20 protein-coding genes, 1 tRNA gene and 1 rRNA gene are annotated in these 23,429 nt (G+C 62.2%); 9 read left to right on the top strand and 13 right to left on the bottom strand.

The window, feature by feature from the left end; genetic code table 11:
* Positions 1-3: 3 nt before the first annotated feature.
* Positions 4-120, top strand: a 5S ribosomal RNA gene (gene rrf / locus AB4Z15_RS24025).
* A 129-nt stretch (positions 121-249) separates the two neighbouring features.
* Here the strand turns inward: rrf and AB4Z15_RS24030 are convergent.
* Entirely contained in the window at positions 250-1,299 is a 1,050-nt protein-coding gene (locus tag AB4Z15_RS24030; RefSeq protein WP_442019261.1) for a patatin-like phospholipase family protein, read from the bottom strand.
* 253 nt (positions 1,300-1,552) lie between these two features.
* Here AB4Z15_RS24030 and AB4Z15_RS24035 point away from each other — a divergent pair, with 253 nt between their 5' ends.
* Both AB4Z15_RS24035 and AB4Z15_RS24040 read left to right on the top strand, forming a co-directional pair.
* The gene (locus AB4Z15_RS24035) at positions 1,553-2,047 is read left to right on the top strand and encodes an SRPBCC domain-containing protein (RefSeq protein WP_442006707.1); all 495 of its coding nucleotides are present in this window, start codon (positions 1,553-1,555) and stop codon (positions 2,045-2,047) included.
* 73 nt (positions 2,048-2,120) lie between these two features.
* Complete coding sequence (locus AB4Z15_RS24040; RefSeq protein ID WP_442019262.1) at positions 2,121-2,564, top strand: GNAT family N-acetyltransferase; 444 nt, start codon at positions 2,121-2,123, stop codon at positions 2,562-2,564.
* A gap of 45 nt (positions 2,565-2,609) precedes the next feature.
* On the opposite strand, the gene AB4Z15_RS24045 is transcribed toward AB4Z15_RS24040, so the two are convergent.
* Both AB4Z15_RS24045 and AB4Z15_RS24050 read right to left on the bottom strand, forming a co-directional pair.
* On the bottom strand, positions 2,610-3,632 hold the full coding sequence (locus AB4Z15_RS24045; protein WP_442019263.1) for a LacI family DNA-binding transcriptional regulator: 1,023 nt from the start codon (positions 3,630-3,632) through the stop codon (positions 2,610-2,612).
* Between the two features lie 20 nt (positions 3,633-3,652).
* Positions 3,653-5,425, bottom strand: a complete 1,773-nt coding sequence (locus AB4Z15_RS24050) for a glycoside hydrolase family 13 protein (RefSeq protein WP_442019264.1) — start codon at positions 5,423-5,425, stop codon at positions 3,653-3,655.
* Positions 5,426-5,755: 330 nt separating this feature from the next.
* Here AB4Z15_RS24050 and AB4Z15_RS24055 point away from each other — a divergent pair, with 330 nt between their 5' ends.
* From AB4Z15_RS24055 to AB4Z15_RS24065, 3 genes are all read left to right on the top strand, one after another.
* Positions 5,756-7,216, top strand: a complete 1,461-nt coding sequence (locus AB4Z15_RS24055) for an FAD-binding oxidoreductase (RefSeq protein ID WP_442019265.1) — start codon at positions 5,756-5,758, stop codon at positions 7,214-7,216.
* Positions 7,217-7,303: 87 nt separating this feature from the next.
* A complete protein-coding gene (locus tag AB4Z15_RS24060) occupies positions 7,304-7,816 on the top strand; it encodes a pyridoxamine 5'-phosphate oxidase family protein (protein ID WP_442019266.1) in 513 nt (170 codons plus the stop codon).
* A 189-nt stretch (positions 7,817-8,005) separates the two neighbouring features.
* Positions 8,006-8,707, top strand: a complete 702-nt coding sequence (locus AB4Z15_RS24065) for a GntR family transcriptional regulator (RefSeq protein ID WP_442019267.1) — start codon at positions 8,006-8,008, stop codon at positions 8,705-8,707.
* 1 nt (position 8,708) lies between these two features.
* On the opposite strand, the gene AB4Z15_RS24070 is transcribed toward AB4Z15_RS24065, so the two are convergent.
* The 5 genes from AB4Z15_RS24070 to AB4Z15_RS24090 form a co-directional block, all read right to left on the bottom strand.
* Entirely contained in the window at positions 8,709-10,124 is a 1,416-nt protein-coding gene (locus AB4Z15_RS24070; protein ID WP_442006718.1) for a DUF4032 domain-containing protein, read from the bottom strand.
* Positions 10,121-11,728 carry a beta-N-acetylhexosaminidase gene (locus AB4Z15_RS24075; protein WP_442019268.1) on the bottom strand — a complete coding sequence of 536 codons (1,608 nt, stop codon included), beginning with the start codon at positions 11,726-11,728 and terminating at the stop codon, positions 10,121-10,123. The genes AB4Z15_RS24070 and AB4Z15_RS24075 overlap by 4 nt, the downstream gene beginning before the upstream one ends.
* Positions 11,729-11,820: 92 nt before the next feature.
* Positions 11,821-12,903, bottom strand: a complete 1,083-nt coding sequence (locus AB4Z15_RS24080; RefSeq protein ID WP_431118474.1) for an ABC transporter ATP-binding protein — start codon at positions 12,901-12,903, stop codon at positions 11,821-11,823.
* 206 nt (positions 12,904-13,109) lie between these two features.
* Positions 13,110-13,907 carry a trehalose-phosphatase gene (otsB, locus tag AB4Z15_RS24085; RefSeq protein WP_442006720.1) on the bottom strand — a complete coding sequence of 266 codons (798 nt, stop codon included), beginning with the start codon at positions 13,905-13,907 and terminating at the stop codon, positions 13,110-13,112.
* A complete protein-coding gene (locus tag AB4Z15_RS24090; protein ID WP_442006736.1) occupies positions 13,897-15,369 on the bottom strand; it encodes an alpha,alpha-trehalose-phosphate synthase (UDP-forming) in 1,473 nt (490 codons plus the stop codon). Before AB4Z15_RS24090 ends, otsB begins: the two co-directional genes overlap by 11 nt.
* 208 nt (positions 15,370-15,577) lie before the next feature.
* Here AB4Z15_RS24090 and AB4Z15_RS24095 point away from each other — a divergent pair, with 208 nt between their 5' ends.
* Positions 15,578-16,456 carry a DsbA family protein gene (locus AB4Z15_RS24095; RefSeq protein ID WP_442006721.1) on the top strand — a complete coding sequence of 293 codons (879 nt, stop codon included), beginning with the start codon at positions 15,578-15,580 and terminating at the stop codon, positions 16,454-16,456.
* A 135-nt stretch (positions 16,457-16,591) separates the two neighbouring features.
* A tRNA-Thr gene (locus AB4Z15_RS24100) sits at positions 16,592-16,665 on the top strand.
* A gap of 95 nt (positions 16,666-16,760) precedes the next feature.
* Here the strand turns inward: AB4Z15_RS24100 and AB4Z15_RS24105 are convergent.
* From AB4Z15_RS24105 to AB4Z15_RS24115, 3 genes are all read right to left on the bottom strand, one after another.
* Positions 16,761-17,633, bottom strand: coding sequence for a nucleotidyl transferase AbiEii/AbiGii toxin family protein (locus AB4Z15_RS24105; RefSeq protein WP_442019269.1), 873 nt, complete (start codon positions 17,631-17,633; stop codon positions 16,761-16,763).
* Entirely contained in the window at positions 17,633-18,232 is a 600-nt protein-coding gene (locus AB4Z15_RS24110; RefSeq protein ID WP_442019270.1) for a type IV toxin-antitoxin system AbiEi family antitoxin domain-containing protein, read from the bottom strand. The genes AB4Z15_RS24105 and AB4Z15_RS24110 overlap by 1 nt, the downstream gene beginning before the upstream one ends.
* 217 nt (positions 18,233-18,449) lie before the next feature.
* Positions 18,450-19,655, bottom strand: coding sequence for a cation:proton antiporter (locus tag AB4Z15_RS24115; RefSeq protein ID WP_442019271.1), 1,206 nt, complete (start codon positions 19,653-19,655; stop codon positions 18,450-18,452).
* 235 nt (positions 19,656-19,890) lie between these two features.
* Here AB4Z15_RS24115 and AB4Z15_RS24120 point away from each other — a divergent pair, with 235 nt between their 5' ends.
* Positions 19,891-21,573 (top strand): RecQ family ATP-dependent DNA helicase, encoded by a 1,683-nt coding sequence (locus AB4Z15_RS24120; protein ID WP_442019272.1) that lies wholly within the window; start codon positions 19,891-19,893, stop codon positions 21,571-21,573.
* A 20-nt stretch (positions 21,574-21,593) separates the two neighbouring features.
* On the opposite strand, the gene AB4Z15_RS24125 is transcribed toward AB4Z15_RS24120, so the two are convergent.
* Together AB4Z15_RS24125 and AB4Z15_RS24130 are read right to left on the bottom strand one after the other, a co-directional pair.
* Complete coding sequence (locus AB4Z15_RS24125) at positions 21,594-22,517, bottom strand: NAD(P)H-hydrate dehydratase (RefSeq protein WP_442019273.1); 924 nt, start codon at positions 22,515-22,517, stop codon at positions 21,594-21,596.
* Entirely contained in the window at positions 22,495-23,280 is a 786-nt protein-coding gene (locus tag AB4Z15_RS24130; RefSeq protein WP_442019286.1) for a histidine phosphatase family protein, read from the bottom strand. The genes AB4Z15_RS24125 and AB4Z15_RS24130 overlap by 23 nt, the downstream gene beginning before the upstream one ends.
* Between the last annotated feature and the right edge of the window lie 149 nt (positions 23,281-23,429).

Consider the following 23,429-nt stretch of genomic DNA (forward strand, 5'->3'; position numbering starts at 1 on the left):
GGTTACGGCGGTCATAGCGTGGGGGAAACGCCCGGTCCCATTCCGAACCCGGAAGCTAAGACCCACAGCGCCGATGGTACTGCACCCGGGAGGGTGTGGGAGAGTAGGACACCGCCGGACACACATTAGGTCGAGACCCCCCAACCCACCACGGGTCGGGGGGTCTCCCGCATTAACGGCACGATCACCAAACCAGAACCAGGCAAGCCCCGACCACCACGGCCGGGGCTTCCCCTATTTAAGCCCGGTTTAGCCGTTCCAGAACCCGTTGAGTTGGTCCGCGAGGGCCCGGCCTTGCTCGTAACCGGCCTGTGCAGCCGCCGGACGCATGGAGACATCCATCGCATTGGCCCCGAACATGTGCTCGGAGCTGCTGTCGGGAATGACCGTTTCTACCCTGCTGCCGCCGGCACGTAATTCGGCGACCTGTGTTTCGAGGTGCAGGCCCCACTCCAGCGGAGTCCGCGTTCTGCCCCCAAATGGTGACAGAACCAGGACGCGTGCGTATCCGGATGCCAAGTCGGCATTCTCGGCGTTGGATCGGTATCCGCCGTCAATGTATCGGTCGTCCCCGATGCCGTAGGCGAACCCACTGGCGCAGCTGGCTGCTACAGCATCCACCAGTTCCACTCCGCTGTGACGGTCGAATTGGACCGCGTTACCCGTCCTGGCATCCACGGCAGTGATCAGCACTTTTCGTTGCGGCCATTGCAAACTTGGCAGCCGGGAGGCGACGGTTTCCCGCCACTGTCTTTGCCTTGATTCGTCCGCTGTAGCCGCCAACTCGAGCGCTGCAGCGCCCATCCGGCGACGCATATCGGCAGGATCCGTAGAGGCCTCAATGATCTTCTGTGTTCTTTCCAAATGGTCCAGCACTTGCCGCGCTGGGCCAGATTGTGCTGGCTGCGGCTGCATTGGACCGGACTGCGTTGGACTGGTCTGCGTTGAATTGGCTTGCGGCGGCCGCTGCCGTTGTGGCTGGGGTGGTGCGGCAAGGACAGCTGCATATAGTTCTGAAGGACTCGCGCCAGCTATCTGTGCCGCTGCGGTGGAGCCGGCCGATGTGCCGACCGTCAAGTCGGATTTGGTCACATCCATGCCGGCGTCGAACATTCCGGCGATGACGCCGATCAGCCAGGCATTGCCCGTGGATCCGCCGCCACCAAGCACCAGCGCCCGCTCGGCTGAACGCCCAGGAATCGCGGCGGAATTATCCTGTGGTTGATTCTGGGGGGACGATGGCTGCCCGGAAGTGGTCGTCGATGTGACGGGCTGCGTTGGAAATGGTGTTGTGTTCATGGGAGTCGCCTTTCGCGAATTGCCTCTGTGGCGCTCCCGCTGGCGACTAGATCAGTCGCTAGATCGTGTACTGCGGGGGAGCACCCATTGCGGATACTGCGTTCATGGGTCTCACCTCCTGTTGTTAGATCACGATCAACGGGACTCTAACACCGCGCCGATGGGCTGCGCAACCAAGCCATCCCCCAGCACTCCGGGCTGGACATGGTTGCCGGAAGAAATGCGCGTTTCCGCACCGGTACAGTTGAGGGTCATGGACAGTATTTTCAGTCATCCCGAGCCGGAGCCCGAGCCGTCGTCACAAGACACCAATGACCTTGAACCCCTGGTGCTGACAGTGGTGGTGCCAACCAGCGTTTCTCATGCCTTTTTGGGCTTTACGGACCATCCTCATCTGTGGTGGCCCCTCGAAGAGGAGAGTGTGTTCGGCGCGGGATCGCACGTTGAGTTCGAGGAGAATCTGATCCTGGAGACGGCCGAGGATGGACGCACTTCGGTGTGGGGAACCATCGATGACTGGCAGCCGCCGTTGTCCTTCCATGCGAGCTGGTATCCGGCGAGCACGCCCCTCTGGTCCACGGAAATTAGGGTCTCGTTCCGTGCGGTAGAGGGTGGCACGGAGGTCCGGTTGGTGCATGACGGTTGGGAAGGTGCAGAGGATCCTGCTGCCAGCCGGGCATCGTATGCGGAAGGTTGGCCTCGAGTCCTGGATCGCTACGTACGGTTCATGGGCGGGACAGTTGCCTAGGGTCAGGCGACTTCGTGCTGAAGACTGGTGTCTGCTGAGGAAAGTCCGGCTGGAAATGCTTACGGATACGCCCATGGCTTATGTCGAAAGCCTGGAGGCCGCCCGGCGGCAAACGGATGCGCAGTGGCAGGAACGGGCTGCGGCTATGGCCGGCGATTCCAGCGTGACGTTGGTAGCTGACGGCGGCGTGGATGGAAGCCCGTTCTGTGGGCTGATGAGGGTTGTCCTGAAGCATCCTCAAGACCCGCAGAGGCCACTTCAAGCCATGCTGATAAGTGTCTATGTTGCCCCCGAACATCGAGGTTTGGGGTTGGCCGATGAACTCCTCCACCAGGCGTGCGAGGCCGCCCGGATGGACTTGGGTGCCAAGCTCCTGGAGTTGGGCGTCCACGAGGACAATACGAGGGCGTTGGCTTTCTACCGGCGGCACGGTTTCAACACCACTGGGGACAGCCGACCATATCCCCAGGACACGTCCAAGCAGGAACTCGTCATGGAAAAGGTCCTGGAGCAGTAGCCGTTGGTTTAGGCAGTAGTCCCTGTTTCTGGAACGAGCGACATCCTAGGCGGCGTCGTTCTTGGGCACGGCCGTGCTCGAACGAACCACGAGCTTGGTGGGGTGTTCAGTATCGGCAGGTTCAAGGACCAGGCCATTGTTGATGGCGCCCAGCAAGGTGCGCACAGCCAGGGCTCCTTGTCCCTTCGCGTCCTGGTCGATGGTGGTGAGGCCCATGACCTTCCCGAGGTCGTGTCCGTCGATGCCGATAACCGAGAGGTCCTCGGGAATCCGCAGGCCGAAGTCACGCGCAGCCAGTATGGTGCCGATGGCCATCTCGTCTGATGCAGCAAACACCGCGGTCGGTCGCTCTGGTGCGCCCCCCAGCAGTTGCCGGGCTGCGGCGTAAGCGCCTTCGATGGTGAAGTCAGCGGAAACGATCCATTCGGGCAGAACCGCGCAGCCGGCGTCGTTCATTGCTTTCTCGAACCCACCGCGCCGCGTCCCGGGAAGCTGGAAGTCCTGCTCGTACGCTTCTTCGCCGGTCATGTGGGCGATCTTGCTGTGACCCAGGCGGATCAAGTGGTTTGTGGCTTGCTGTGCGATCGCGGAATCATCGATCCGAATGGTCGACGCTCCCCGAAGGGGGCCGCCGATGCCCACGATCGGCCGGTGAACGGCAAGGAGTTGCTGCATCTCGTCTTCGCTAAGCTCCAAGGAGACCGCAATGACCGCGTCTACGCGCTTGCGCAGCAGGAAGTCGTTGAACACGCTGTGCCGGTGTTGGGGGTCTTCGCCGATGTTGTAGAGCGTGAGGTCGTATCCCGCGCTCAGAAGCGCAGCGGAGGCACCCTCGATCACCGCCGAATAGAACCAGCGGTGGACAGAGGGAACCACCAGGCCAACATTGTGGGTACGGCCGGAGGCAAGGCTGGAGGCGTGATAGGAGAGCACGAAGCCAAGCTCGGCTGCTGCTGCACGTGCGCGTTCCCGACTGGCGGGGGAGACGTTGCCTTTGCCACTGAGCGCGCGTGAAACCGTGGCAACGGAGAGCCCCGATCGCTCGGCTACGTCCTTAATGCCGGTCATGCTGCTCCTCGGTGGGAAAGTTAGTTGGTTGTGAGCCAGATGCTCTCCCCCGAGCTTAGTAGACCCGCGCCAAGTAGATCCGTGCCCTGCAGATCGGAGCCCAAGGCAAGGGCGCCATCTGCCGTTGAACTCCGAAGGATTACCTTGCCCTCGGGAAGCGGCATGGGCTCGTTACCCACGTTCATGATCACCAGGGTGTCGCCGTTGAGGTATGCGAGCGAGGACTCGGTGCAGTAATCCTCCACCCAGGCCAGGGAACCCTGGCCCAATCGACGTTCGGCGCGTTGGGCAAGCATTTCCCGGTAAAGGTTAAGGTGCGACGCCGGATCCTCCTGCTGCTTGTCCCTCGCCAATGCCGCCCATGACTCTGGTTGCGGCAGCCAGGGATCCTGGCCATGGCCGAAACCGGCGTGCAACTCCGAGGAACGCCACGGCAACGGCACGCGGCAGCCGTCGCGGCCTATCCTTTCTCCGCCGGTCCGGGCGAAGGTGGGGTCCTGGCGCATGCTCCCGGGAATGCTTGTGGAGTCAGGCAGCCCAAGCTCTTCCCCTTGGTACAGGTAGGCGCCACCGGGGAGGCCAAGCATGAACATGGTGGCCGCGGCAGCCCGCCGTCGTCCGAGTTCTTCATTGGGCTGTAAGTCGTCGGCGCCGATTCCGTCGCCATCGCGGGGACCCGGCCCGTCGTAACCGAATCGGGTGGCGTGCCGGACGACGTCGTGGTTGGACAGCACCCACGTGCTCGGTGCGCCAACCGCGTCCAGCGAGACCAGAGAATCGGTGATGATATGGCGGAGGCGGTTCACGTCCAGGCCAGCGTGCAGGTACGGGAAATTGAAGGCCTGGTGCATCTCGTCAGGCCGGACCCACTGAGCCAGCCGGGGCAGGGGATCGACATTGGCTTCGGCGCAGAGGATTCGGTCGGAGCCATATTCCTCCAGGATGGAGCGCCAGCGCCGGTAGATATCGTGCAGCGCGGGCTGTCCGAACATGGGCGCCTCGTGGCCGGGGAAGCCGTGCGAGCTGTTGCCATCCGCGCGTCCACCCCAGTTGGGCAGGCCGGCTGCCTTGACCAGTGCGTGGGCAACGTCCACCCGGAAACCGGAAATTCCGCGGTCCAGCCAGAAGCGGAGAACCCGCTCAAACTCGGCGTGCACGGCATCGTTGTCCCAGTTGAAATCCGGCTGGGAAGAATCAAAGAGGTGCAAGTACCACTGCCCGGGCCGGCCATCCGGTTCCACAATGCGGGTCCAGGCGGGGCCGCCGAAATGGGACTGCCAGTTGTTGGGAGGCTCGTTTCCGTCAGGTCCTTGGCCGTCCCGGAAGATAAACATGTCCCGCTGGCTGCTGTTGGCCGGAGCCGCGAGTGCGGCTTGGAAGGCGGCATGTTGGTCGGAGCAGTGGTTGGGAACGAGATCTGCAATGACCCGCAGGTGCAGCCGGTTGGCCTCATAGATCAGGGCGTCGAAGTCCGCGAGGCTTCCGAACAGCGGATCGACGTCGCAATAATCGCTGACGTCATAACCTGCGTCCCGCTGCGGCGAGCGGTAGAACGGGGACAGCCAGACGGCATCCACGCCCAGTTCGGCGAGTTGGGCCAGTTCATGAGTGATACCGGCGAGGTCGCCGATACCGTCGCCGTTAAGGTCCCGGAAGGATCGCGGATAAATCTGGTAAATGACTGCGGAGCGCCACCATCCATGGGCCGTGGAGGCCTCGTGGACGGGCGTCAATGTAGCGAAAGCTGCAGAGGGCGCGGACGCCTCAACTGGGAGCAATGAATCAACAGACATGAACACAGCGTAGGAGACCTCGTTTGCAATTGGAAACGCTTACAGCTAATCCCCACTTTGATGACGCGCAACGTTGCAAATGGTCGGCTATCCAGTCATTTGAGGCGCCGGTGTGAATGGAAGCGATTTCAGCTCCTCAAGGCCTCCATTTGGCTTGATCGGATTTAGCTGTAGTGTGCCAAAAAAGTGGGCACCGCCCGGAACCTGCCTTCCCACTGTGCTGGGCGGCGCTGACTAGACTGGGAGCACTGAAAACGCTGCGAAGACTGCCGATTTGGCGTGTCCGCGGCGCTCATGTGTGAAGGGACCACCTTGTCGGACGAAACGGCTATGGCCGGAACAACAGAGGAAAGCATCAAAGGCCGCACAGTCGGCCGCCAGGAAGCCGACCAGCAAACGGACGCGAGTCACAGTGAAACGCAGAACGCGTTTTTGAAGAGCCTGACCGAGCGACTCCGGCCCGGTCAGATCGCCGAAGATGAAGCCACCCGTACCGTCTATTCCGTAGATCAAGGGCCATTGCTGGAACGGCACTTGCCGCTCGCCGTCGTCTGGGCCGAATCCGTGGAAGACGTCCAAAACATCGTTCGCAGTTGCGCTGCCCACCAGGTGCCAATCGTCGCGCGTGGTGCGGGAACGGGTGTTTCGGGAGGTGCCCACGCCACCCAAGGCTGCATCGTGCTCAGCCTGGAACGAATGAACAGCATCCTGGACCTCAACCCCGACGACGAGACCGCCGTCGTCGAACCTGGCGTCATCAACGCCGACCTGAATGCCGCAGCCGCCGGACACGGGCTCATGTATGCGCCGGATCCGGCGAGCTACAAGATGTCCACCATCGGCGGCAACGTAGCCACAAACGCAGGTGGTCTGCGCTGTGCAAAGTACGGGGTGACACGGGATTCCGTGCTTGCGCTGGACGTTGTGCTGGCCGACGGTTCGCTGCTCCACACTGGGCACCAAACCTTCAAAGGCGTTGCCGGATACGACCTCACTGCGCTGCTGGTGGGCTCCGAAGGAACACTCGGAATCGTCGTGAGCGTGACGGTCCGCCTGAAGTACCTTCCCCGCGAAGTCCACACCATCGCGGCGTTCTACCAGGACTTCCGCAGCGCCGCCGCAGGCGTCCTGGCAGTAGGCAAAGCCCGGGTCCAGCCAGCCATCATGGAGCTCCTGGACAATGGAACACTCATACAGCTCGATGAGATGAACGGCTCAGACCTGCAAACCCGCGGCAAATCCCTGCTGCTGATCCAAACAGACGGCTTTGGAGCAGCCGCCGAGGCCGACGTCGTACGTCAAGTACTTGCCGAAGGCGGCGCCACCGTCACTACCGAAGCCAGCGAAGAAGCCGAAATGCTCGTCGAACTACGCCGCAACAGCCGCGGCGTGGAAATGGACGACGAATTCAGGGTAGGAGAGGACATCGCTGTTCCACGCTCCCGGCTGGTGGACTTCGTCGCCGAACTCGAAGCCATGGCCGACCGCTTCCAAGTCAGCCTCAAAGTGGTGGCCCACGCCGGAGACGGAAACCTCCACCCCACCTTCTGGATGGACCGGGTAGACCCCGCCACGGATGCCGACGCCCTGGTACGCCTCAACGCTGCCCTAGATGAATCGATCCGGGTCGGCCTCGAAATGGGTGGCACGATTACCGGCGAGCACGGCGTGGGGCAGTACAAGCTCCGATGGTTGGGACTGGAGCAGCCTGAGCCCGTGCGGGAATTGCAGCGGCGGATCAAGGAGTTGTTCGATCCTGCGGGGATTCTGAATCCGGGGAAGGCTATCTAGCCGCGATTCATCCCCCAACGGACTATTCACCCTCGCATGCGGGGGTGAATAGTCCGTTAGACGGGGTTCGGCCACTGTTGGCGGGCTATGCTCCGGCGTATCCTCTGCGATATGACCAACTCAACGTCTGGCGACAACACCCCCAATACCCCCGCCACTGAAGTCCTGGAGACCAACGAATGCTGGGAACTCCTCCGTGGAGTTTCCGTGGGCCGGCTTGCCGTGTGGGTGGACAATCACCCGGATATCTTTCCGGTGAATTACAAGGTGGACCACGGGACCATGGTCTTCCGCACGGGGGAGGGCACCAAGCTTCATGCAGCCCTTGGTGACGCTCCCGTTGCGATCGAGGCTGACGGTGTGGATGCGGAAACCGGAGTGGCATGGAGCGTGGTGGTCAAAGGGCAAGCCTCCGCTGTGAAACTGACGCAGGACGTGTTGGATACCATCGGCCTCCTCCTGTTCCCTTGGGAGGCAGGGCAAAAGGATCAGTTCATCCGCATTGTTCCATCGGACGTATCCGGGCGCCGCTTCAAGGTGACGCCGCCCGCGACCTGGTGGACCCCGCTGGATGATGCACCAACCGCCAGGGGCGAGTAACGCTCAACGCCGAAAGCCACTCTTGCCGGTTACTCAGGCCGTCGTACAGTCAGGCGACGAACAAGTCAGGCGACGAACAACCGTGGGTCCAATGATGCCTTGAACCGCCCTCCGACGAGCTGTTTCCACCCGTGTATGCTCGGTTGGAACGCTGACCGGCGCCGGCCGGCGAATGGAGCGGACGCTGGCATGAAGGGAAGTTTGACAGTGGCTGAGGCGACGCCGGAAACCGGGAATGGCCGCGATGACGAGGCCCGCGCGGAACAGGTCTACCAACTGGTGTTGGAGGGGATCGTCACGGGCACCTTCGCGCAGGGTGGGCGCCTGCGCGAACGGGAACTGTCCGAGATGTACGGCGTCTCACGGATCCCGGTCCGTGAAGCCATTCAACGCCTGGAGCAGGACGGCTTCGTGGCCACCTTCCCGCGCCGCGGCGCCGTGGTCCGGCAACTCACACTCACCGACGTCAACGAGCTCTTCGACGTTCGCCTTTGCCTGGAAACATTCGCCGCGAGGATGGCTGCCACCCGCGTTGCCGAAGGCCATTCCGCAGGTCGGCTCGAGGAACTGATGGAAGCCTCCAATGCCGCCATCGATGAGGACCGCGCAGACGATGTAGCGCTGATCAGCGCCGAGCTCCACGCCGAAATCGTGCGTCTCTCCAGCAACAGGCTGCTGATTGAGTCCGTGAAGCCGCTCTTCGGCCGCATGCGGTGGATCTTCGGATTGGCACACAACCGCAGCAACGAACTCCAACGGGACGAACACAAAGAGCTGTGCAACGCCATCCTGAAAGGCCGGCCGGACCTGGCCTACTCACTGGCGTACACGCACATTGAGCTCGGCCGGGAACCCGTCCTGGCAGGCCTCGCGGAGACTCTGGAGCCCTGAGTTAGTCGTCCGAGTCCGGGTACTCGTCCACTTCGTCGTACCGGCCTGACTCCTCCACCTCAACCTCAAGGATTTTGAGCATCTCGGTGTCAGGGTTCAACATGATGGCAGCCTCGTCCCTGCGGTGCTGCAACACGGTGTCCAGGTAGGACTGCACGGTCTCCGCGAGCGGGATGTAGCGATCCTGCTTCTGGCTCATGTACCAGCGGTGCTCCAGGACCTCGTGCACAACTTCGGCCGGTTCCAACTTGCCGGCAAGGTGCCTGGGGATAGACCGCACGATCGGTTCGAAGATCTGGCTGACCCAGGCGTGGGCGCTGATTTCCTCGTCCAGGTCAGGGTTGTTGTCCGCCCTGAACTGGTCCATGTCGTTCAGCAGCCGCCGGGCTTGGTTCTCCTGGGCGTCCAGCCCGGTGAGGCGCAGCAAGCGCCTTTGGTGATGGCCGGCGTCGACGACTTTTGGCTGCAGCTGGATGGTTGAACCATCCGCCGTTGTCTTGATGGCATATTCCTCGACGTCGAAGCCGAGCTCGTTGAGACGGCGGATGCGGGCTCCCACGCGCCAGCGCTCGCCGAGTTCGAAGGATTCCTTCTCCGTCAGCTCAGCCCAGAGCCTGCGGTAGCTGTCCATGATGAGCTCACTGGTAGCCACAGGATCAACCTTTTCCTCGATGAGCCCGCCATCCAGGAGGTCCATGAGCTCACCGGCGATGTTGACGCGGGCAATCTCCAGATCGTACTCGCGCTGGCCCATGGACAGGTCAGGGTAGAGCTCGCCGGTTTCGGCATCCACGAGGTAGGCGGCAAAGGCACCGGCGTCGCGACGGAACAGCGTGTTGGAAAGAGAGACGTCACCCCAGTAGAAGCCAATGAGGTGCAACCGGACAAGCAGCAACGCTTGGGCGTCGATGAGGCGCGTCAAAGTGTCCTTGCGCAGCATCTGCGAGAAAAGTGCCCGGTAGGGCATGGAGAACTTCAAATGCCGGGTGACCAGCACCGGGTTCAGGGGTTTGCCGTCGGCAGTGGTCCGGCCTGTGATGACTGCCACCGGCTCAACACACGGAACATCCAGGCGTGCCAGCTTCCGGAGCATGTGGTACTCGTGGCGGGCAACGTGCTCGGACGTTTCCTTGATGGCGATGACGGATCCACCCAAATGGGCGAAACGCACGATGTGCCGGGAGATACCGCGGGGGAGGGCGGCGAGATTCTCGGCTGGCCAGTCTTCAAGCGCAATGTGCCACGGTAGGTCCAACAGCTCAGGATCCGCTGCCGCAGCAGTGATATTAAGGGACCCGATGACGCTGGCGGGCGGAGCGGTATCCTGCGCGCTGGCCGCTTCAGTCCTGGGGAGCTTGCCGATCTGCCCGTAGTCGGTCGGTTCGTCGTGCCACTGGGCTTCGTTTTGCTCGCTCATGCTTCAATTGTTCCGTACTCGCCGGTGTTGGCGTTCATTGCTGCGGGAAAGGGAAACTCAGATATCGCGGACCACTCGACGTCGGGTGCTGCCTGGAACGTGACGCCCTGCCTCGTGAGGCGCTCACCCAAGGCGCCCAGCCGACGTCGGAAGTCACCAAGGTCCCGCGCGTCCTGGGCCGACCACGCCACTTCCGCCAAGGAAACGGCCCTGGGATACAGGAGCCAGTAGGCCTGTTGGTTGTTGCGGACCGTCTCTGTCCACAGCGGACCTTCGACGCCAAGAACCCTGTCATCTTGCAGGCCGCCCTGGGCGGGATTCCAGTCGTAGTACTCGGACCAGGTGAACGGCCCGCCGTCCACCCACTCAAGGCCGATGCGACTGGTTGCTTCATACTTCTGGTCCAGGTAGGTGTTTGCCGCTGGGGACATGATCATCAAGGACCCCATGGACGCTGCCTTCTGAACCAAAGGGGGGAGGTCGCCGAACCAGTACTGCACGACGTCGCCCTCACGGAGGTCCACGGCGGCGTACTCGTTCCAGCCGACCACTTTCTTGCCGGTTTCATCGGCAATCCGTACGAACTCCTGCGTCATGCTGACGTAGTGCTCGTGGTCCGTTACCAAAGCTTCGTCGCCCCCGATGTGCAGGTAGGGGCCGATAGTCATCGCTGCCAATTGTTCAAGGACTTCCCTGACAAACTCATACGTCACAGGAAGGGCCACATCCAGCGTGGACCAGCCCACCGCTGCCGAGGTGCTCATGCTTGCCGCACGGCCGTCCGGGCTGAGCTGCGGTATGGCTGCAAGGGCCGCATTGACGTGGCCAGGCAGATCGATTTCCGGGACCACCAGGACGTTCCTCGCAGCGGCGTATTCCTGGATTTCCCTGTAGTCCTGTTGGGTGTAGAACCCATCCCGGCCACGGACTGGTACCGCAGTGGGGAACTCCACGGCGCCTGCTCCGCCGATTTCCGTGAGCTTCCCATAATCCAGGCCCGATGGATTAGCCTTGGGTGTCCGGATCTCGATACGCCAGGCCTGGTCATCCGTAAGGTGCAGGTGCAGGGCATTGAGCTTGAACTGGGTCATGACATCTATCTGCTCCTTCACCTCTTGGACCGTGAAGAAGTTCCGGGCGACGTCGAGCATGAGTCCGCGATACGCGAATCTGGGTGCGTCCTTAATCTCGACGGCGGGAATCACCCAGGTGCCGACGGTCCTGGTGTCCGATTCGTCCGCGCCGGTGATGGAGTGTTCAATGGCGGGCGGGATCAGCTGACGGAGCGTTTGGACTGCGTTGAAGAGGCCGGCAGGGGTTGTTGCCGTGAGGCGTGCACGGTCGACGGTGACCGATAGCTGGTACGCTTCCGGACCGCCGTCGAGCGTTTCCATGAAGTCCAGGGAGATGTCGCCCGCATTGGCCGTCTCGACGATAGGGAGAGCGAAACCTGTGCCGCGGCGAAGCAGCACAGCCAGTTGCTCTGCGACCGGGACGGCAGCTTGGCCCGCCGCGATTCGGGCCGTAGGGGCAAGCGTGAAAGCCTGACCGTCCGAGGGTGCGATGTGCGCGGGGCGGGGGATCAGGTTATCCGTGGTGTTCATGCAGTACTTTCTGCGGAAAGGTTAACGCGAGAGCGGCCCGACCGGGAAGGGTCGGGCCGCTGTCACACTGCGGATTTTTTTACCGGTGGGGACTAGTCGCCCAGGCGGAGTCCGGTCTTGGTGTCGAACAGGTGCACGTGGCCGGACTGCGGACGAACGAAGATGGACTCGCCCTTCATCGGGGGGCGGCGACCGTCAACGCGGGCAACGATGTCGTGGCTCTTGCCATCCAGGATGGTGTGGCCGTAGACGTAGGCGTCGGCGCCGAGTTCTTCGACGACGTCAACCTCAACCTGCAGGCCTTCGCCGTTGCCGACCGTCTCGAGGTCTTCCGGACGTGAACCAACGGTAACCGTCTGTCCGTGTGCTTCTTCGAGGACGTCGCGCTTGACCGGGTAAACCGTGCCACCGAACTGGACACCACCGTCAACAACCGGCAGTTCCAGCAGGTTCATGGCAGGGGAGCCGATGAAGCCTGCAACGAAGACGTTCTGCGGGCGGTCGTACAGGTTGCGCGGGGTGTCAACCTGCTGGAGGAGACCGTCCTTGAGCACTGCTACGCGGTCACCCATGGTCATGGCCTCGACCTGGTCGTGCGTCACGTAAACCGTGGTGACGCCGAGGCGGCGGGTCAGGGATGCGATTTGCGTACGGGTCTGGACACGGAGCTTGGCGTCAAGGTTGGACAGCGGCTCGTCCATGAGGAAGACCTGGGGGTTACGGACGATTGCACGGCCCATGGCAACACGCTGGCGCTGACCACCGGAGAGTGCCTTCGGCTTGCGGTCCAGGTATGCCTCAAGGTCAAGAAGCTTGGCGGCTTCGCGAACACGCTCGGCGCGCTCTTCCTTGGAGACGCCTGCAATCTTCAGTGCGAAGCCCATGTTGTCCGCAACAGTCATGTGCGGGTAAAGAGCGTAGTTCTGGAAGACCATTGCGATGTCGCGGTCCTTCGGGGGGACATCCGTGACGTCGCGGTCACCGATCAGAATGCGGCCGGCGTTCACATCCTCAAGTCCTGCGAGCATGCGCAGGGAGGTGGACTTACCGCAACCGGAGGGTCCAACGAGGACCAGGAATTCGCCATCGGCGATGTCGATGTTGAGTTTATCGACGGCGGGCTTATCTGTGCCCGGGTACAGACGCGTAGCGTTATCAAAAGTAACTGTAGCCACAGTTATCAATCCCTTCACCGGCAGGTACGTGCCGGACGATCCGTTGTGAATGGTTCATTTTCTTCAGTTGAACTCCCCGGCCAATGGCCGGGGAGGATCGTGTGACGTCGCACGGTACTGTGCGTCACATCACGTCCAAGAGTATGTCAGACTTTTGGATTTACTGCCCAAATGTTACGAACGTCACATGTGACGTTGATCCCGCTTCATGCTTCGGCGGTGACACGGCGGCGCTCTCGCAGCAGCGCTTCCAGCAATTCCGCAACCTGCACTGGAGCTTCCACACGGTACTGCGCCTGGGTGAAATCCAGTCCCACTTTGATGCCGACGTCGTCGCCCATGAGCCTGCCGAAAGCGTCCTCATCAGTCACGTCGTCACCGGCGAACAACATGGCCGTGGCGCCGGTCGCCTGACGGAGGAATTCCACTGCCTCGCCCTTGGAGGCCTTGACCACGGATACCTCCAGCACCCGTTTGCCGGTCTTCACGTACACGCCAGGATGCTCGCGCAGCACCCGCGTGGCGGCTTCGACGGCGTCTTCCGCGACGTCGTCATCGGCCATCCTTGTGTGAAGGACGACGCCGGCGGGCTTGTCTTCGAGCAGCGTTCCAGGAGCAATGTTCACGATTTCGGCCAGGACTTCGCGTACGGCCGCCAACTTGCTGCGCTGATCCTCATCCAGTTCCAGGCCGAGGGAACCTTCGCCCAGCCAAACTTCAGCTCCGTGGCTGCCGATCAGCAGCGTGTCCACAGGAGGTGAGGCGACCAGCCGCAAACTGTCCAAGGCGCGGCCTGAGATGAGTGCCGTCGTCGTGCGTGGCAGTTCGGCGAGGGCTTCCAAAGCCGCGGCAGCCCTGGGCAGGGGCCGTGCATCCTCTGCGCGGTCCACGATCGGGGAGAGCGTGCCGTCGAAGTCCAAGGCCACCAGGAGATGTTCGGTGCCGGAAATGCGCCGGATGGCGTCCAACAGTTCCGGGGACAGAGACAGGTTCTCAGCTGTCATCACGCACTACCTTCTCCTCGAGGGCGGCCAGGAACTCCGCTGACCAATGATCGACGTCGTGGTCCAGGATCTGCTTTCGCATCAGCTTCATGCGGCGGCGGGCTTCCTTGGGGGATAGGTTGACCGCCCGGAGAATGGCGGACTTGAGGCCATCGATGTCATGCGGGTTGATCAGGAGCGCCTGCTTCAATTGGTCGGCAGCGCCTGCGAATTCGCTCAGGACCAGTGCGCCGTCGTCCTCGGAACGCGCCGTCACATATTCCTTGGCCACCAGGTTCATTCCGTCGCGCAGCGCCGTGACCAACATGACGTCCGCGGCGAGGTAGAGCGCCACCATCTCCTCAACCGGGTAGCTGTGGTGCAGGTAGCGGACGGCAGTGTTCTGGATGGTGTCGTAAGTGCCATTGATATGGCCGACCGTGCCCTCGATTTCTTCACGCAGAAGCCGGTACTGCTCCACGCGTTCACGGCTGGGGCTCGCTACCTGTATGAGGGTGGCGTCCTCCACCTTGATGCTGCCCTCGCGCAGGAGTTCCTCGAAGGCCTTCAGGCGGTGGCCGATGCCCTTGGTGTAGTCCAGGCGGTCCACGCCAAGAAGGATGGTCTTCGGATTGCCAAGGTCCTTGCGGATCTGCTTGGCCCTCTCGATGATGTCCGGCCTCCCGGCCAACTCCCGGATCTGGTCAACATCGATGGAAATAGGGAAGGCCTGCGCCCGGGCAATGTGGGTGACCTCGCCGTCAGGGCCCTTTACATGCACTTGCTGTTGCTTGACGCTGGCGCCCAGGAAGCGGCGGGCAGAGCGCATGAAGTTGCCAGCGTCGCTGGGACGCTGGAAGCCCAGCAGGTCCGCACCCAGAAGGCCATCAATGATCTCACGGCGCCACGGCAGCTGCGCGAAGATCTCCGGAGGCGGGAAGGGAATGTGGTTGAAGAAGCCGATCTTCAGGTCCGGCCGTGCCTCGCGGAGCATGCGGGGAACCAACTGGAGTTGGTAGTCCTGGACCCACACCGTTGCGCCGTCCGCGGCATGGCGGACCACGGCATCGGCGAACTTCTTATTCACCTGGCGGTATGCATCCCACCACGTACGGTGGAATTCCGGCGGGGCGATGACATCGTGGTACAGCGGCCAGATGGTCGCATTGGAGAAGCCCTCGTAATACAGCTCGACCTCGTGGCTGCTTAACTGGACCGGGACAAGATCCATCGCTTCGTGGCTGAAGGGACGGACAGTTTCATCTGGAGCGCCATGCCAACCGACCCACGCGCCGTCGGACTTTGTCATCATCGGTGCAAGCGCAGTAACCAGGCCGCCTGGCGAGCGTCGCCACCCACCGCCACCATCGCCGTCACCATCGCTGTTGCACCGGTCGACAGGCAGGCGGTTGGACACCACCATGAAGTCGAACTTGCTCGCCGTTGGCTTCCTGGTGGGAGAGGCCCTAACGCCGTCTTCCATCTTGAGTTTTTCGCTTGCCAAATCCTGCATTACTGCTCCCTGGGGTTGCTGTGACTCACCTCCCAGCCTACCGGCGGAATCATAGACCGCAGTTGATCGTTCAACGACCGGGCAGGCATGTCAGCGGCAGAGCTCCTAGTTGGCTCCCGTAAACTGACCCCGTTGCCCCAAGCTATGCACTACCGACGTCGAGTAATCCGAGGAACTGATGAGCCCCGCAAACGAACCCCGCCTCTCCAAGGCTGAACGCACCGCCCAGGCACGGGAGAAAGCGCGCGAAATCCGCGAAGCGCAGCTGAAAAAGGAAAAGCGCAACAAGCTCCTGATCGGTTGGGGCATCGTCGTTGCGGTCGTGGCGATCCTGGCCGTCATCGCGCTGGTGGTGACCACCAGCATTCAGCAAAGCGCCCCGATCGCCGATCAGGGACCTACTCCCGCGAATGGCAACGTGCACGGCGGCGTAACATTGCTGGCCAACACCGACGTCGTAAAGTCCGATGCCTCGTCCGTGAATGTGGCGGATGTGCCTTCGGCTCCGGCAACCAAGCCCGCAACCGTGACTGTTCCTGGTGGTGAGCCCGAGGCCGGCAAGCCCGTCAAGGTGATCGCTTACGTCGACTTCATCTGCCCCGTCTGCAAGCGGTTCGAGACAACCTACGGGGAGTCGCTCACCAAGCTGCGCAACGACGGCAAGATTTCCCTCGAGTACCGCCCCCTCGGCTTCCTGGACCAGCAGTCCACCACCAACTACTCCTCGCGTGCAGCAAATGCTGCTGCATGCGTAGTGAACTCTTCACCTGAGAAGTACGCCGACTTCTTCAACCTCCTCTACGAACGCCAGCCGGCCGAAGGCAGTGCCGGTATCTCGGACAACGATCTCAAGTCCATGGCCAAGGAAGTTGGCGCGGCGAACATCGACTCCTGCATCGACAGCAAGCAGTACCGCCCCTATGTAAAGGTCGCCACGCAGGAAGCCGCGGCCATCGGCATCACGGGCACCCCCACCGTGTTCATCGACGGCAAGCAGTGGGACGGATCCACCGACCTGAACGCCGAGATTCAGACCGCGGTTGACGCCAAGGGCTAGGTTTCAGGAATTTACGACGGCGGTTGGTCACCTCGGGTTTGTGCCTTGCGTTCAACCCGGGTGGGCGGCCGCCGTCGTGATTTCCGCGAAGGGGAGTCTCTGGGCTAACCTTATCTAGCGTCGTTTTCGGCGCATGCCTCCTTAGCTCAGTTGGCCAGAGCACCGCTCTTGTAAAGCGGGGGTCGTCGGTTCGAATCCGACAGGGGGCTCCGATTGTGGCTTTGAACTGCGGTTTTAGTACCGTGTGGCCCGATTCTCCCGCCTTCTCGTTAGTGATGCTTTCGGCGCCGGCTGCCAGTGTGGCCTATGACCAGATGCGCGCGTCGGGGCTCCATCGGTGGTGGTTTTCGGCTGAGCCGTCGAACACTGGCTCAATGAACGTGAGCACACGTTCAACCTGCGCGTCGAGGTTCTGCTCGCAGAGGTCTTCGACTTTTAGCTTCCTGCGCCATGCAGCCCATTTCGCTTGCCCTGTCGCACCATAGCCGTCCATAAGGATCCGGAGCGGCCCCAGTTCGACGGTCCGGTGCCCGGCAACCTGCATCGCTGCTTCTCTGACGTCTGCGGCGTCGAACTCGAATCGGTCGGACAGGACTGCCACGTCCAGCAGGTCCCGCCACCTGGTGCTGGTGGTGCCGCGTTGGAGCATCGTGACGGTCTTCTCGGCGATCACCGTCACCAAGGGGTGACCTTTCATCCTCACCGTTCCGCCGAGCAGCGACGGCAGTTCGATCTGCTCCGGCTCCGGCCAGATCGGGTCACCGGTACTGATGTCGAGCTTGATGGCAATTCTCGCCCGGCCCAGGACCGCGGGCAGTGAGACCCGCAGGCCGCTGTACTCGTCTTCGTCGCGGATCTGTTCGATCTGCATGGACGAATGGTCGAAGACCAGGCCGTCATCGACGACGACGTCGCATACCCCTTTCACCACTTCGGTGACGTGATCGACGTCGAGCCGGAAATCGAGTGCCTGCATGTCAACGTCACGGGTCGGTCGGCGCAGCGCGTGGGCGGATAGCAGGACACCACCTTTGAGGCAGAAGTCCTTCGCGAAAGGTGTGTCTGCCAGGCGCGCGAGGAAGCGCTCAAGACCGTAAAGCGTGAAGATCTCGTCAACGGGGCGCTTCCGGTCCCGTGCAAGCCTCTGAAGCTGCAGGTAGACGGTTCCTCCTGCCATCACAGGAGGACCTCCAATGCCTGGCGCAGCGGCCCCTTGGACCGCGGGACCAACAAAGCGATCTCCATGAGCCGGGCCGGCTGGGATCCTGGGCGCTTGAGCCAGTTACGTAGCGCTTCGATTCCCGTTTCATATCCGGCGCTTCCACGCAGGCGAAAGGCGTCCACGATCGAGCGCTCGGGGGAGTAGATGCCGATGAACACCCCGTCCGCCCCTTCGATCGGGATGGTCGAGCGTCCGACGTCGAACGTCGCTTTGTCGAAGGCATGCCAGGCGACCGGAGCCGAGAGCTGTGGAGGGGTCTTTCCGCGAGGCAAGGCCAAGTCGATGCGGGACGGGATCTCATCGATGAGCTCGTGCCGGGCGAGAGCGCTAGTGAGGCAGATCGTGGCCAAGGAGGCTTTTCGGGATGCTTCCAACAGATCGATGTCCGCCTGCATGCCCGTTCCGGCGGTGTACAGCCCGGAGCCGATCCTCTCAATCAGGCCGGCATCGCGCATTCGGTACAGGCTGGCATGAGAGACTCCATGCTCTGCGGCGTCGGAGAGGCTGAAGAGGCCGCGCGGAAGGAGGTCCAACAGGTGGCTTTGACGCTTCATGTTCATATTCTACGACAGATAATGCTAACTGCCGTGGAAAATGACCGCCAATTCTATGCGGCAATGATGAGGGCGCTCGCGGCTCAACGCGCGATGAAGGACGCCTTCTCAACTTCACTTGCGGGAGCCGCAGTAAAGGGCTGGGGACACCCAAATCCGGGCGTCCCCAGCCCTTTGCCGTGGCTCCGAAGTATTTGCGCGTCGTCAGAGTCCTGGGCTATGGCACTTCCCCCTGCGGCACAGGGGTCCTGCGTTGCCGTTCGCGCTGACCCTGCCGAAGCGCCAGCAGCGGAAACAGGAGCACGGAGAGCATGCCGGCCCCAACGAGTGCTGACGAGATTCCGCTTGAGATGAACCCCTGATCCCTTCCAATGGCGGTGACGGCAACGATAATCGGCAGGCCGATTGCCCCGAAAAGCATGATCGCCCGTTTCTCCGCGAAAGTGGACCTCGGTGGGGCAGCAAGCATCGACGGCAGGCCGCGGATGATCAGCAGGAGGAGCAGGAACAGAGGGAGCAGCGCCAGTGCCATGGCGCTGGACGTGAGTGCGCCGAGATCGAAATCTATGCCCGTATCGATGAAGAAGATGGGCACCAGGAATCCGAACGCGACGGCGTCAAGTTTGGTCTCGATCACCTTCCGATCCCGTTCGGGTGCGCGCGCAATGGCCACCTTCCAAAGGACGCCCGCCGCGAATGCCCCCAGCAACATATCCAGTCCCAGGACCATGCTCAGCACGACGAGCACGGTCAGGATGAACATGATGGAGCGGACAGCGAACTGGCCGCTCGTGTGGAGGGTCCTGGTGACCTGCGAGTGGAACAGCGTGTGCTGTGACCTGGAGGCCAGGAAAATCGCAATGCCGGCCAGGAGCACAAATCCGAGCAGCACTGCCGTAGCCGGTCCCAGCTCCCTGCCGCTGAAGAACAGCGAGATTGCTATCAGGGGACCAAACTCGCCAGCTGCGCCCAATGCCGTGACGGCGATCCCCATCGGGGATTTTGATTCACCGGAATCGCGAAGAATGGGCAGCAATGCTCCCAACGCCGTGGAGCACAGCGCCACCCCGATAATGACCGCGGCCTCCGGCGTGGGGGCAAGGAGAAAGCCTGCGCCTATGCCAGCGGCCAACGAGATCACCCAGCCAGCGGAGGCACGGATGGCGGGACGGCCTCGGATATCGGCGAAATCAATCTCATTGCCGGCCACGAAGAAGAGCATCGCCAGCCCGAAATCAGCCAGCGTATCCGTGAACTGGGTAGATTCGATCCATCCCAACAGGCTGGGGCCCAGCAGGATTCCGAGGACGATCTCGAATACCACCAGCGGCACCTTGACCGCCCGGTCAAGGAAGCGCACCGCAAGGGGTGCCGTCACAGCCAGGAGAGCGATCAGAACCAAGGATGTAGACAAGCCCTGCATCAGCGGTACCTCCGGTACCTCGGCCGCTTTTGAAGGACTCGGCCGCTTCGAAGGAAAAGTAATCCAAAGCTACCGCCACACCTTCGATGACGCCATGACACGGGTCTTTCTGTAGCTGGCCAGAGTTATCCACATGCAGGAAGAAGCGCACGACGGCGGGTCCCGGCCCGCGTTAGTCTGGTTACCTCGGCTGAAGCAAGCGGCCGCAACACCCACTGTGCGGAGTCGTTTTCCAATGTCCGATGATCCAGACCTGGGCGCCCTTGCGGCGTCTTCCTTTTCCCTGCATAGGCTGCGAGACGGTCAACTCGCGGCCATGAATGCCCTCGCATCCGGCCGCGACGTCCTGGCCGTCATGCCCACTGGGTACGGTAAATCAGCCACCTACCAAGTAGCAGCCATGTACCTCTACAACCAAACGGGACGCCCCGCCGTCGTGGTTTCTCCGTTGATTGCTTTGCAGGAGGACCAGCTGGATGGGCTGAACGGGCAGTTGGGTGACGGCGTTGCTGTAGCCATCAACTCCTCCCGTAGTGACTCGGAGGTGGAGGACGCCTGGGAGGCAGCGGAGTCGGGCAAAGCGACTTTCCTGTTTCTTGCCCCGGAGCAGTTGGCCAAACAGGAGACTGTGGACCGCATTGCCAAACTGGACATCACGATGTTCGTGGTGGACGAGGCCCACTGCGTCTCTTCCTGGGGTCATGATTTCCGCCCCGACTACCTCGACCTGGGAAATGTCCGCGAACGGTTGGGAAACCCCCCGGCGGCAGCCCTTACCGCTACAGCCTCACCGCCCGTTCGCGATGAGATTCTTGAACGGCTGGGGATGAAAGATCCGCTGGTCCTGGTCCGTGGCTTTGACCGGCCCAACATCAGCCTTGACGTGGTCCGCCACCAAGAAGACAAAGGCAAGCGAAAAGCAGTCTTGGAGCAAGTTGTCACTCTGGCCAAGGGAGGCGAGCGGGGGCTCCTGTACGCCGCCACCCGCAAGGACACCGAAAAGTACGCCGCCAAACTGGCAAAGGAAGGGCTCCGCGCCGAGGCATACCACGCGGGCCGGTCGGATGCTGACCGGGAGCGCATCCATGAGCAGTTCCTGGACGATCAACTGGACGTCGTGGTTGCGACAACCGCTTTCGGCATGGGTATCAACAAACCCAATGTGCGGTTCGTCGTCCATGCTGACATTCCGGAATCATTGGATGCCTATTACCAGGAAATCGGCCGTTCCGGACGCGACGGGAAACCGGCCATCGCCACACTGCATTACCGCGAAGAGGATCTTGGCCTGCGGAAGTTCTTCGGTACGCATTCACCGGACCCGGATTCGCTCCTGGCAGTACTGAAGATCCTGAAAGCCGCAGGCGCTCCCGCCCCCAAGGGCGCGCTCGCGGAGTTGACCGGATTCCCTGTCCGACGCGTCACCGGGCTCGTCAACCAGTTGGAGGAAGCCGGCGCTGTCACCACAGGCAAGCGCGGCATTCGGCTGGCATCCAAAGCCAAACTTTCGGCGCTCGTAGCCCGCGCCGTCGAACTGGCCGAGGCCCGACAGCGCGTCGACCAGTCCCGGCTCACCATGATGCGTGCGTACGCGGAGACGGACAGTTGCCGCCGGCAGTTCCTGCTGGGTTATTTCGGTGAGGAACTTTCGGAGCCGTGCGGCAATTGTGATGCGTGCACCGCTGCTTCCAACGCCGGCAATGATTTCAACAGCAGAGAGGAAGAGCGCGGAGACGAAAAGCGTGTGGGCGAAAGCGATCCATTCCCGCTGCAATCCGCTGTGATTCACAAGGAATGGGGTCCGGGACTGGTGATGAGGCATGAGGACGACGTCATCACCGTGTTGTTCGAGCAAGAGGGCTACAAGACGCTCTCCCGCAGGGCAGTTGTGGAACATGAACTTCTGAAGCCTGCTTAGATCCTGTGAGGCTCAACGTTTCAGGTGTTGAGCTCCAGCATCAGGGCGGGCAATTCGTCGGCGAGTTCGCGTGCAAGGAATCCGAGCGGGCCAAGCTTGCTGGCCAAGCGGTCGGCCGCGGCGGCGTGGAGGTGGGTTCCCCAGCAGGCAGCCTGTGCGTCGCTGGTTCCACGCGCCCGGAGACCGGTGATGGCGCCGGCCAGTACATCTCCACTGCCTGAGGTACCCAAGCCTCCGTACCCGGTGGTGATCTTCCAAAGTTCGGGCTCCCCAGGCGTGTCCCCAGACGGACGTGCAATCATGCCCTGGCAGCTCACCACCGCGCCGTACTGTTCGGCGACGGCGGCAACGTCATTTTCCAGGTGGTTTACGTCCCGTCCCAGCAGGATCCCGGCCTCTGTCGGATTAGGGGTGAGAATCAGTCGGCCCCGCCAAGGTTCCAGCCTCTCCTTTATCTTCACCAGCCCGCCGAGGGCGTAGGCGTCGAGGACAATGGCGGGCCCTTCGCCTCCAAGCTCCTCCCGCTCCAACAACCTGGTGAGCAATTCCCCGGCCAGATCTGAATCATCCAGGCCGGGCCCGACCAACACGGCATCTTCCCTTTCCAAATACCTTGAGATCAGGTCCAAACCCTCACCGGTAACGGAACCATCGGCAGTCTCCGGCAAGCCCACCGCTCCGCACTCCGGGAAAGCTACTCCCACCTGCACGGCCACGGACTCGGCGACAGCCAGGGTAATCTTTCCCGCCCCGGCGCGCAGGGCGGCGATGCCGGCCAAGATGGTGGCGCCTGGAGTGGTTCGCGCCCCGCCGATGATCAGCACAGCGCCGCGAGAGTACTTATCTTCCCCAGGAGCAGGGAGCGGCCAATCGCGCAGAAGCGACGGCGTGACTGGCGTCGGACCGCTGGTGCCGTTGGAATCACTGTGGGTGGACACTGGCATCTCCGGCATGCTCTGTAACCGTGACGCCCTGTTCGGTGAGGTGGTCGGCCACGTTGAAGCTCTCGAGCGTCCACGGCCCAGCCCCAGACGGGCGCACGTACCGGGTAATCGAGGCGTTGAGCACAGTTGCACTGGCCGCGAGGTCCAGGATCTCCCGCTCGGACATCCCCTCCAGGACGTATCGGACCAGCAGGATCACCGCATCATGGCAAACGAGCATCACGCGGTGTCCCTGTCCCAGACTGTTCAGCTCGTCCAGGACGGACCGCAGGCGAAGCGCGACGTCAGCCCAGGATTCACCTCCCGGGGGCCGATAGTACAGCTTGCCCAGCCAAAGGCGACGTTCTGCCTCGTCGGCGTAACGCGTTTCCACACCTATGCGGGTAAGTCTGTCCAAAATGCCCAATTCCCGGTCCCGCAGGCGTTCATCCGTATGGACTTTCAGGGGCCAGCCAGCTGTTTGGACGGCAATTTCCGCTGTCTGAAGGGCGCGCGCATAGGGGGAGGAGACTACCGTGTCCGGACGGAGCTCCTCCGGAATCCTGGCCAGCGCCGTTCCCAGCGCCTTGGCCTGATCCTGGCCTGTACCCGAGAGGTTGACGTCCGGGTCCCTGGCGGGGACGTCAATGACCTCAGCCCCCGCCAGGCGAGCTTCCGTCGCGGCCACGTTGCCTTCGCTTTCTCCATGCCGGACCAGCAGCAATTCAACAGCTCCGGCCTCCTGTACCGCCTCTGTCAGGCCGTCGTCGTTCAAGAAAACCAACTCCTTCGCGCGCCTTGCTGAATGCAGAACACTACCCACTGCGTACCCACGGGACCAGAGAATAAACGCACGACGGCGAGCTGCCGCCCCAGCGTGGGCCGACAACCCGGCGTCGAGCATGGTGAACATCAGGGCACCCGGCAGCCCTG

This window comes from Paenarthrobacter sp. 2TAF44 (assembly GCF_052114885.1).
Taxonomy (GTDB): domain Bacteria; phylum Actinomycetota; class Actinomycetes; order Actinomycetales; family Micrococcaceae; genus Arthrobacter.

Excerpts from the sequence above, each read along its gene's own strand:
- AB4Z15_RS24105 (WP_442019269.1), bottom strand. The coding sequence starts at position 17,633 with ATGGCAGGAGGAACCGTCTACCTGCAGCTTCAGAGGCTTGCACGGGAC.
- AB4Z15_RS24060 (WP_442019266.1), top strand. The coding sequence starts at position 7,304 with ATGCTCCGGCGTATCCTCTGCGATATGACCAACTCAACGTCTGGCGAC.
- AB4Z15_RS24040 (WP_442019262.1), top strand. The coding sequence starts at position 2,121 with ATGGCTTATGTCGAAAGCCTGGAGGCCGCCCGGCGGCAAACGGATGCG.
- AB4Z15_RS24030 (WP_442019261.1), bottom strand. The coding sequence starts at position 1,299 with ATGAACACAACACCATTTCCAACGCAGCCCGTCACATCGACGACCACT.
- AB4Z15_RS24075 (WP_442019268.1), bottom strand. The coding sequence starts at position 11,728 with ATGAACACCACGGATAACCTGATCCCCCGCCCCGCGCACATCGCACCC.
- AB4Z15_RS24070 (WP_442006718.1), bottom strand. The coding sequence starts at position 10,124 with ATGAGCGAGCAAAACGAAGCCCAGTGGCACGACGAACCGACCGACTAC.
- AB4Z15_RS24095 (WP_442006721.1), top strand. The coding sequence starts at position 15,578 with ATGAGCCCCGCAAACGAACCCCGCCTCTCCAAGGCTGAACGCACCGCC.
- AB4Z15_RS24120 (WP_442019272.1), top strand. The coding sequence starts at position 19,891 with ATGTCCGATGATCCAGACCTGGGCGCCCTTGCGGCGTCTTCCTTTTCC.
- AB4Z15_RS24055 (WP_442019265.1), top strand. The coding sequence starts at position 5,756 with ATGGCCGGAACAACAGAGGAAAGCATCAAAGGCCGCACAGTCGGCCGC.
- AB4Z15_RS24110 (WP_442019270.1), bottom strand. The coding sequence starts at position 18,232 with ATGAAGCGTCAAAGCCACCTGTTGGACCTCCTTCCGCGCGGCCTCTTC.
- AB4Z15_RS24045 (WP_442019263.1), bottom strand. The coding sequence starts at position 3,632 with ATGACCGGCATTAAGGACGTAGCCGAGCGATCGGGGCTCTCCGTTGCC.
- AB4Z15_RS24090 (WP_442006736.1), bottom strand. The coding sequence starts at position 15,369 with ATGGAAGACGGCGTTAGGGCCTCTCCCACCAGGAAGCCAACGGCGAGC.
- AB4Z15_RS24035 (WP_442006707.1), top strand. The coding sequence starts at position 1,553 with ATGGACAGTATTTTCAGTCATCCCGAGCCGGAGCCCGAGCCGTCGTCA.
- AB4Z15_RS24115 (WP_442019271.1), bottom strand. The coding sequence starts at position 19,655 with ATGCAGGGCTTGTCTACATCCTTGGTTCTGATCGCTCTCCTGGCTGTG.
- otsB (WP_442006720.1), bottom strand. The coding sequence starts at position 13,907 with ATGACAGCTGAGAACCTGTCTCTGTCCCCGGAACTGTTGGACGCCATC.
- AB4Z15_RS24065 (WP_442019267.1), top strand. The coding sequence starts at position 8,006 with ATGAAGGGAAGTTTGACAGTGGCTGAGGCGACGCCGGAAACCGGGAAT.
- AB4Z15_RS24125 (WP_442019273.1), bottom strand. The coding sequence starts at position 22,517 with ATGCCAGTGTCCACCCACAGTGATTCCAACGGCACCAGCGGTCCGACG.
- AB4Z15_RS24050 (WP_442019264.1), bottom strand. The coding sequence starts at position 5,425 with ATGTCTGTTGATTCATTGCTCCCAGTTGAGGCGTCCGCGCCCTCTGCA.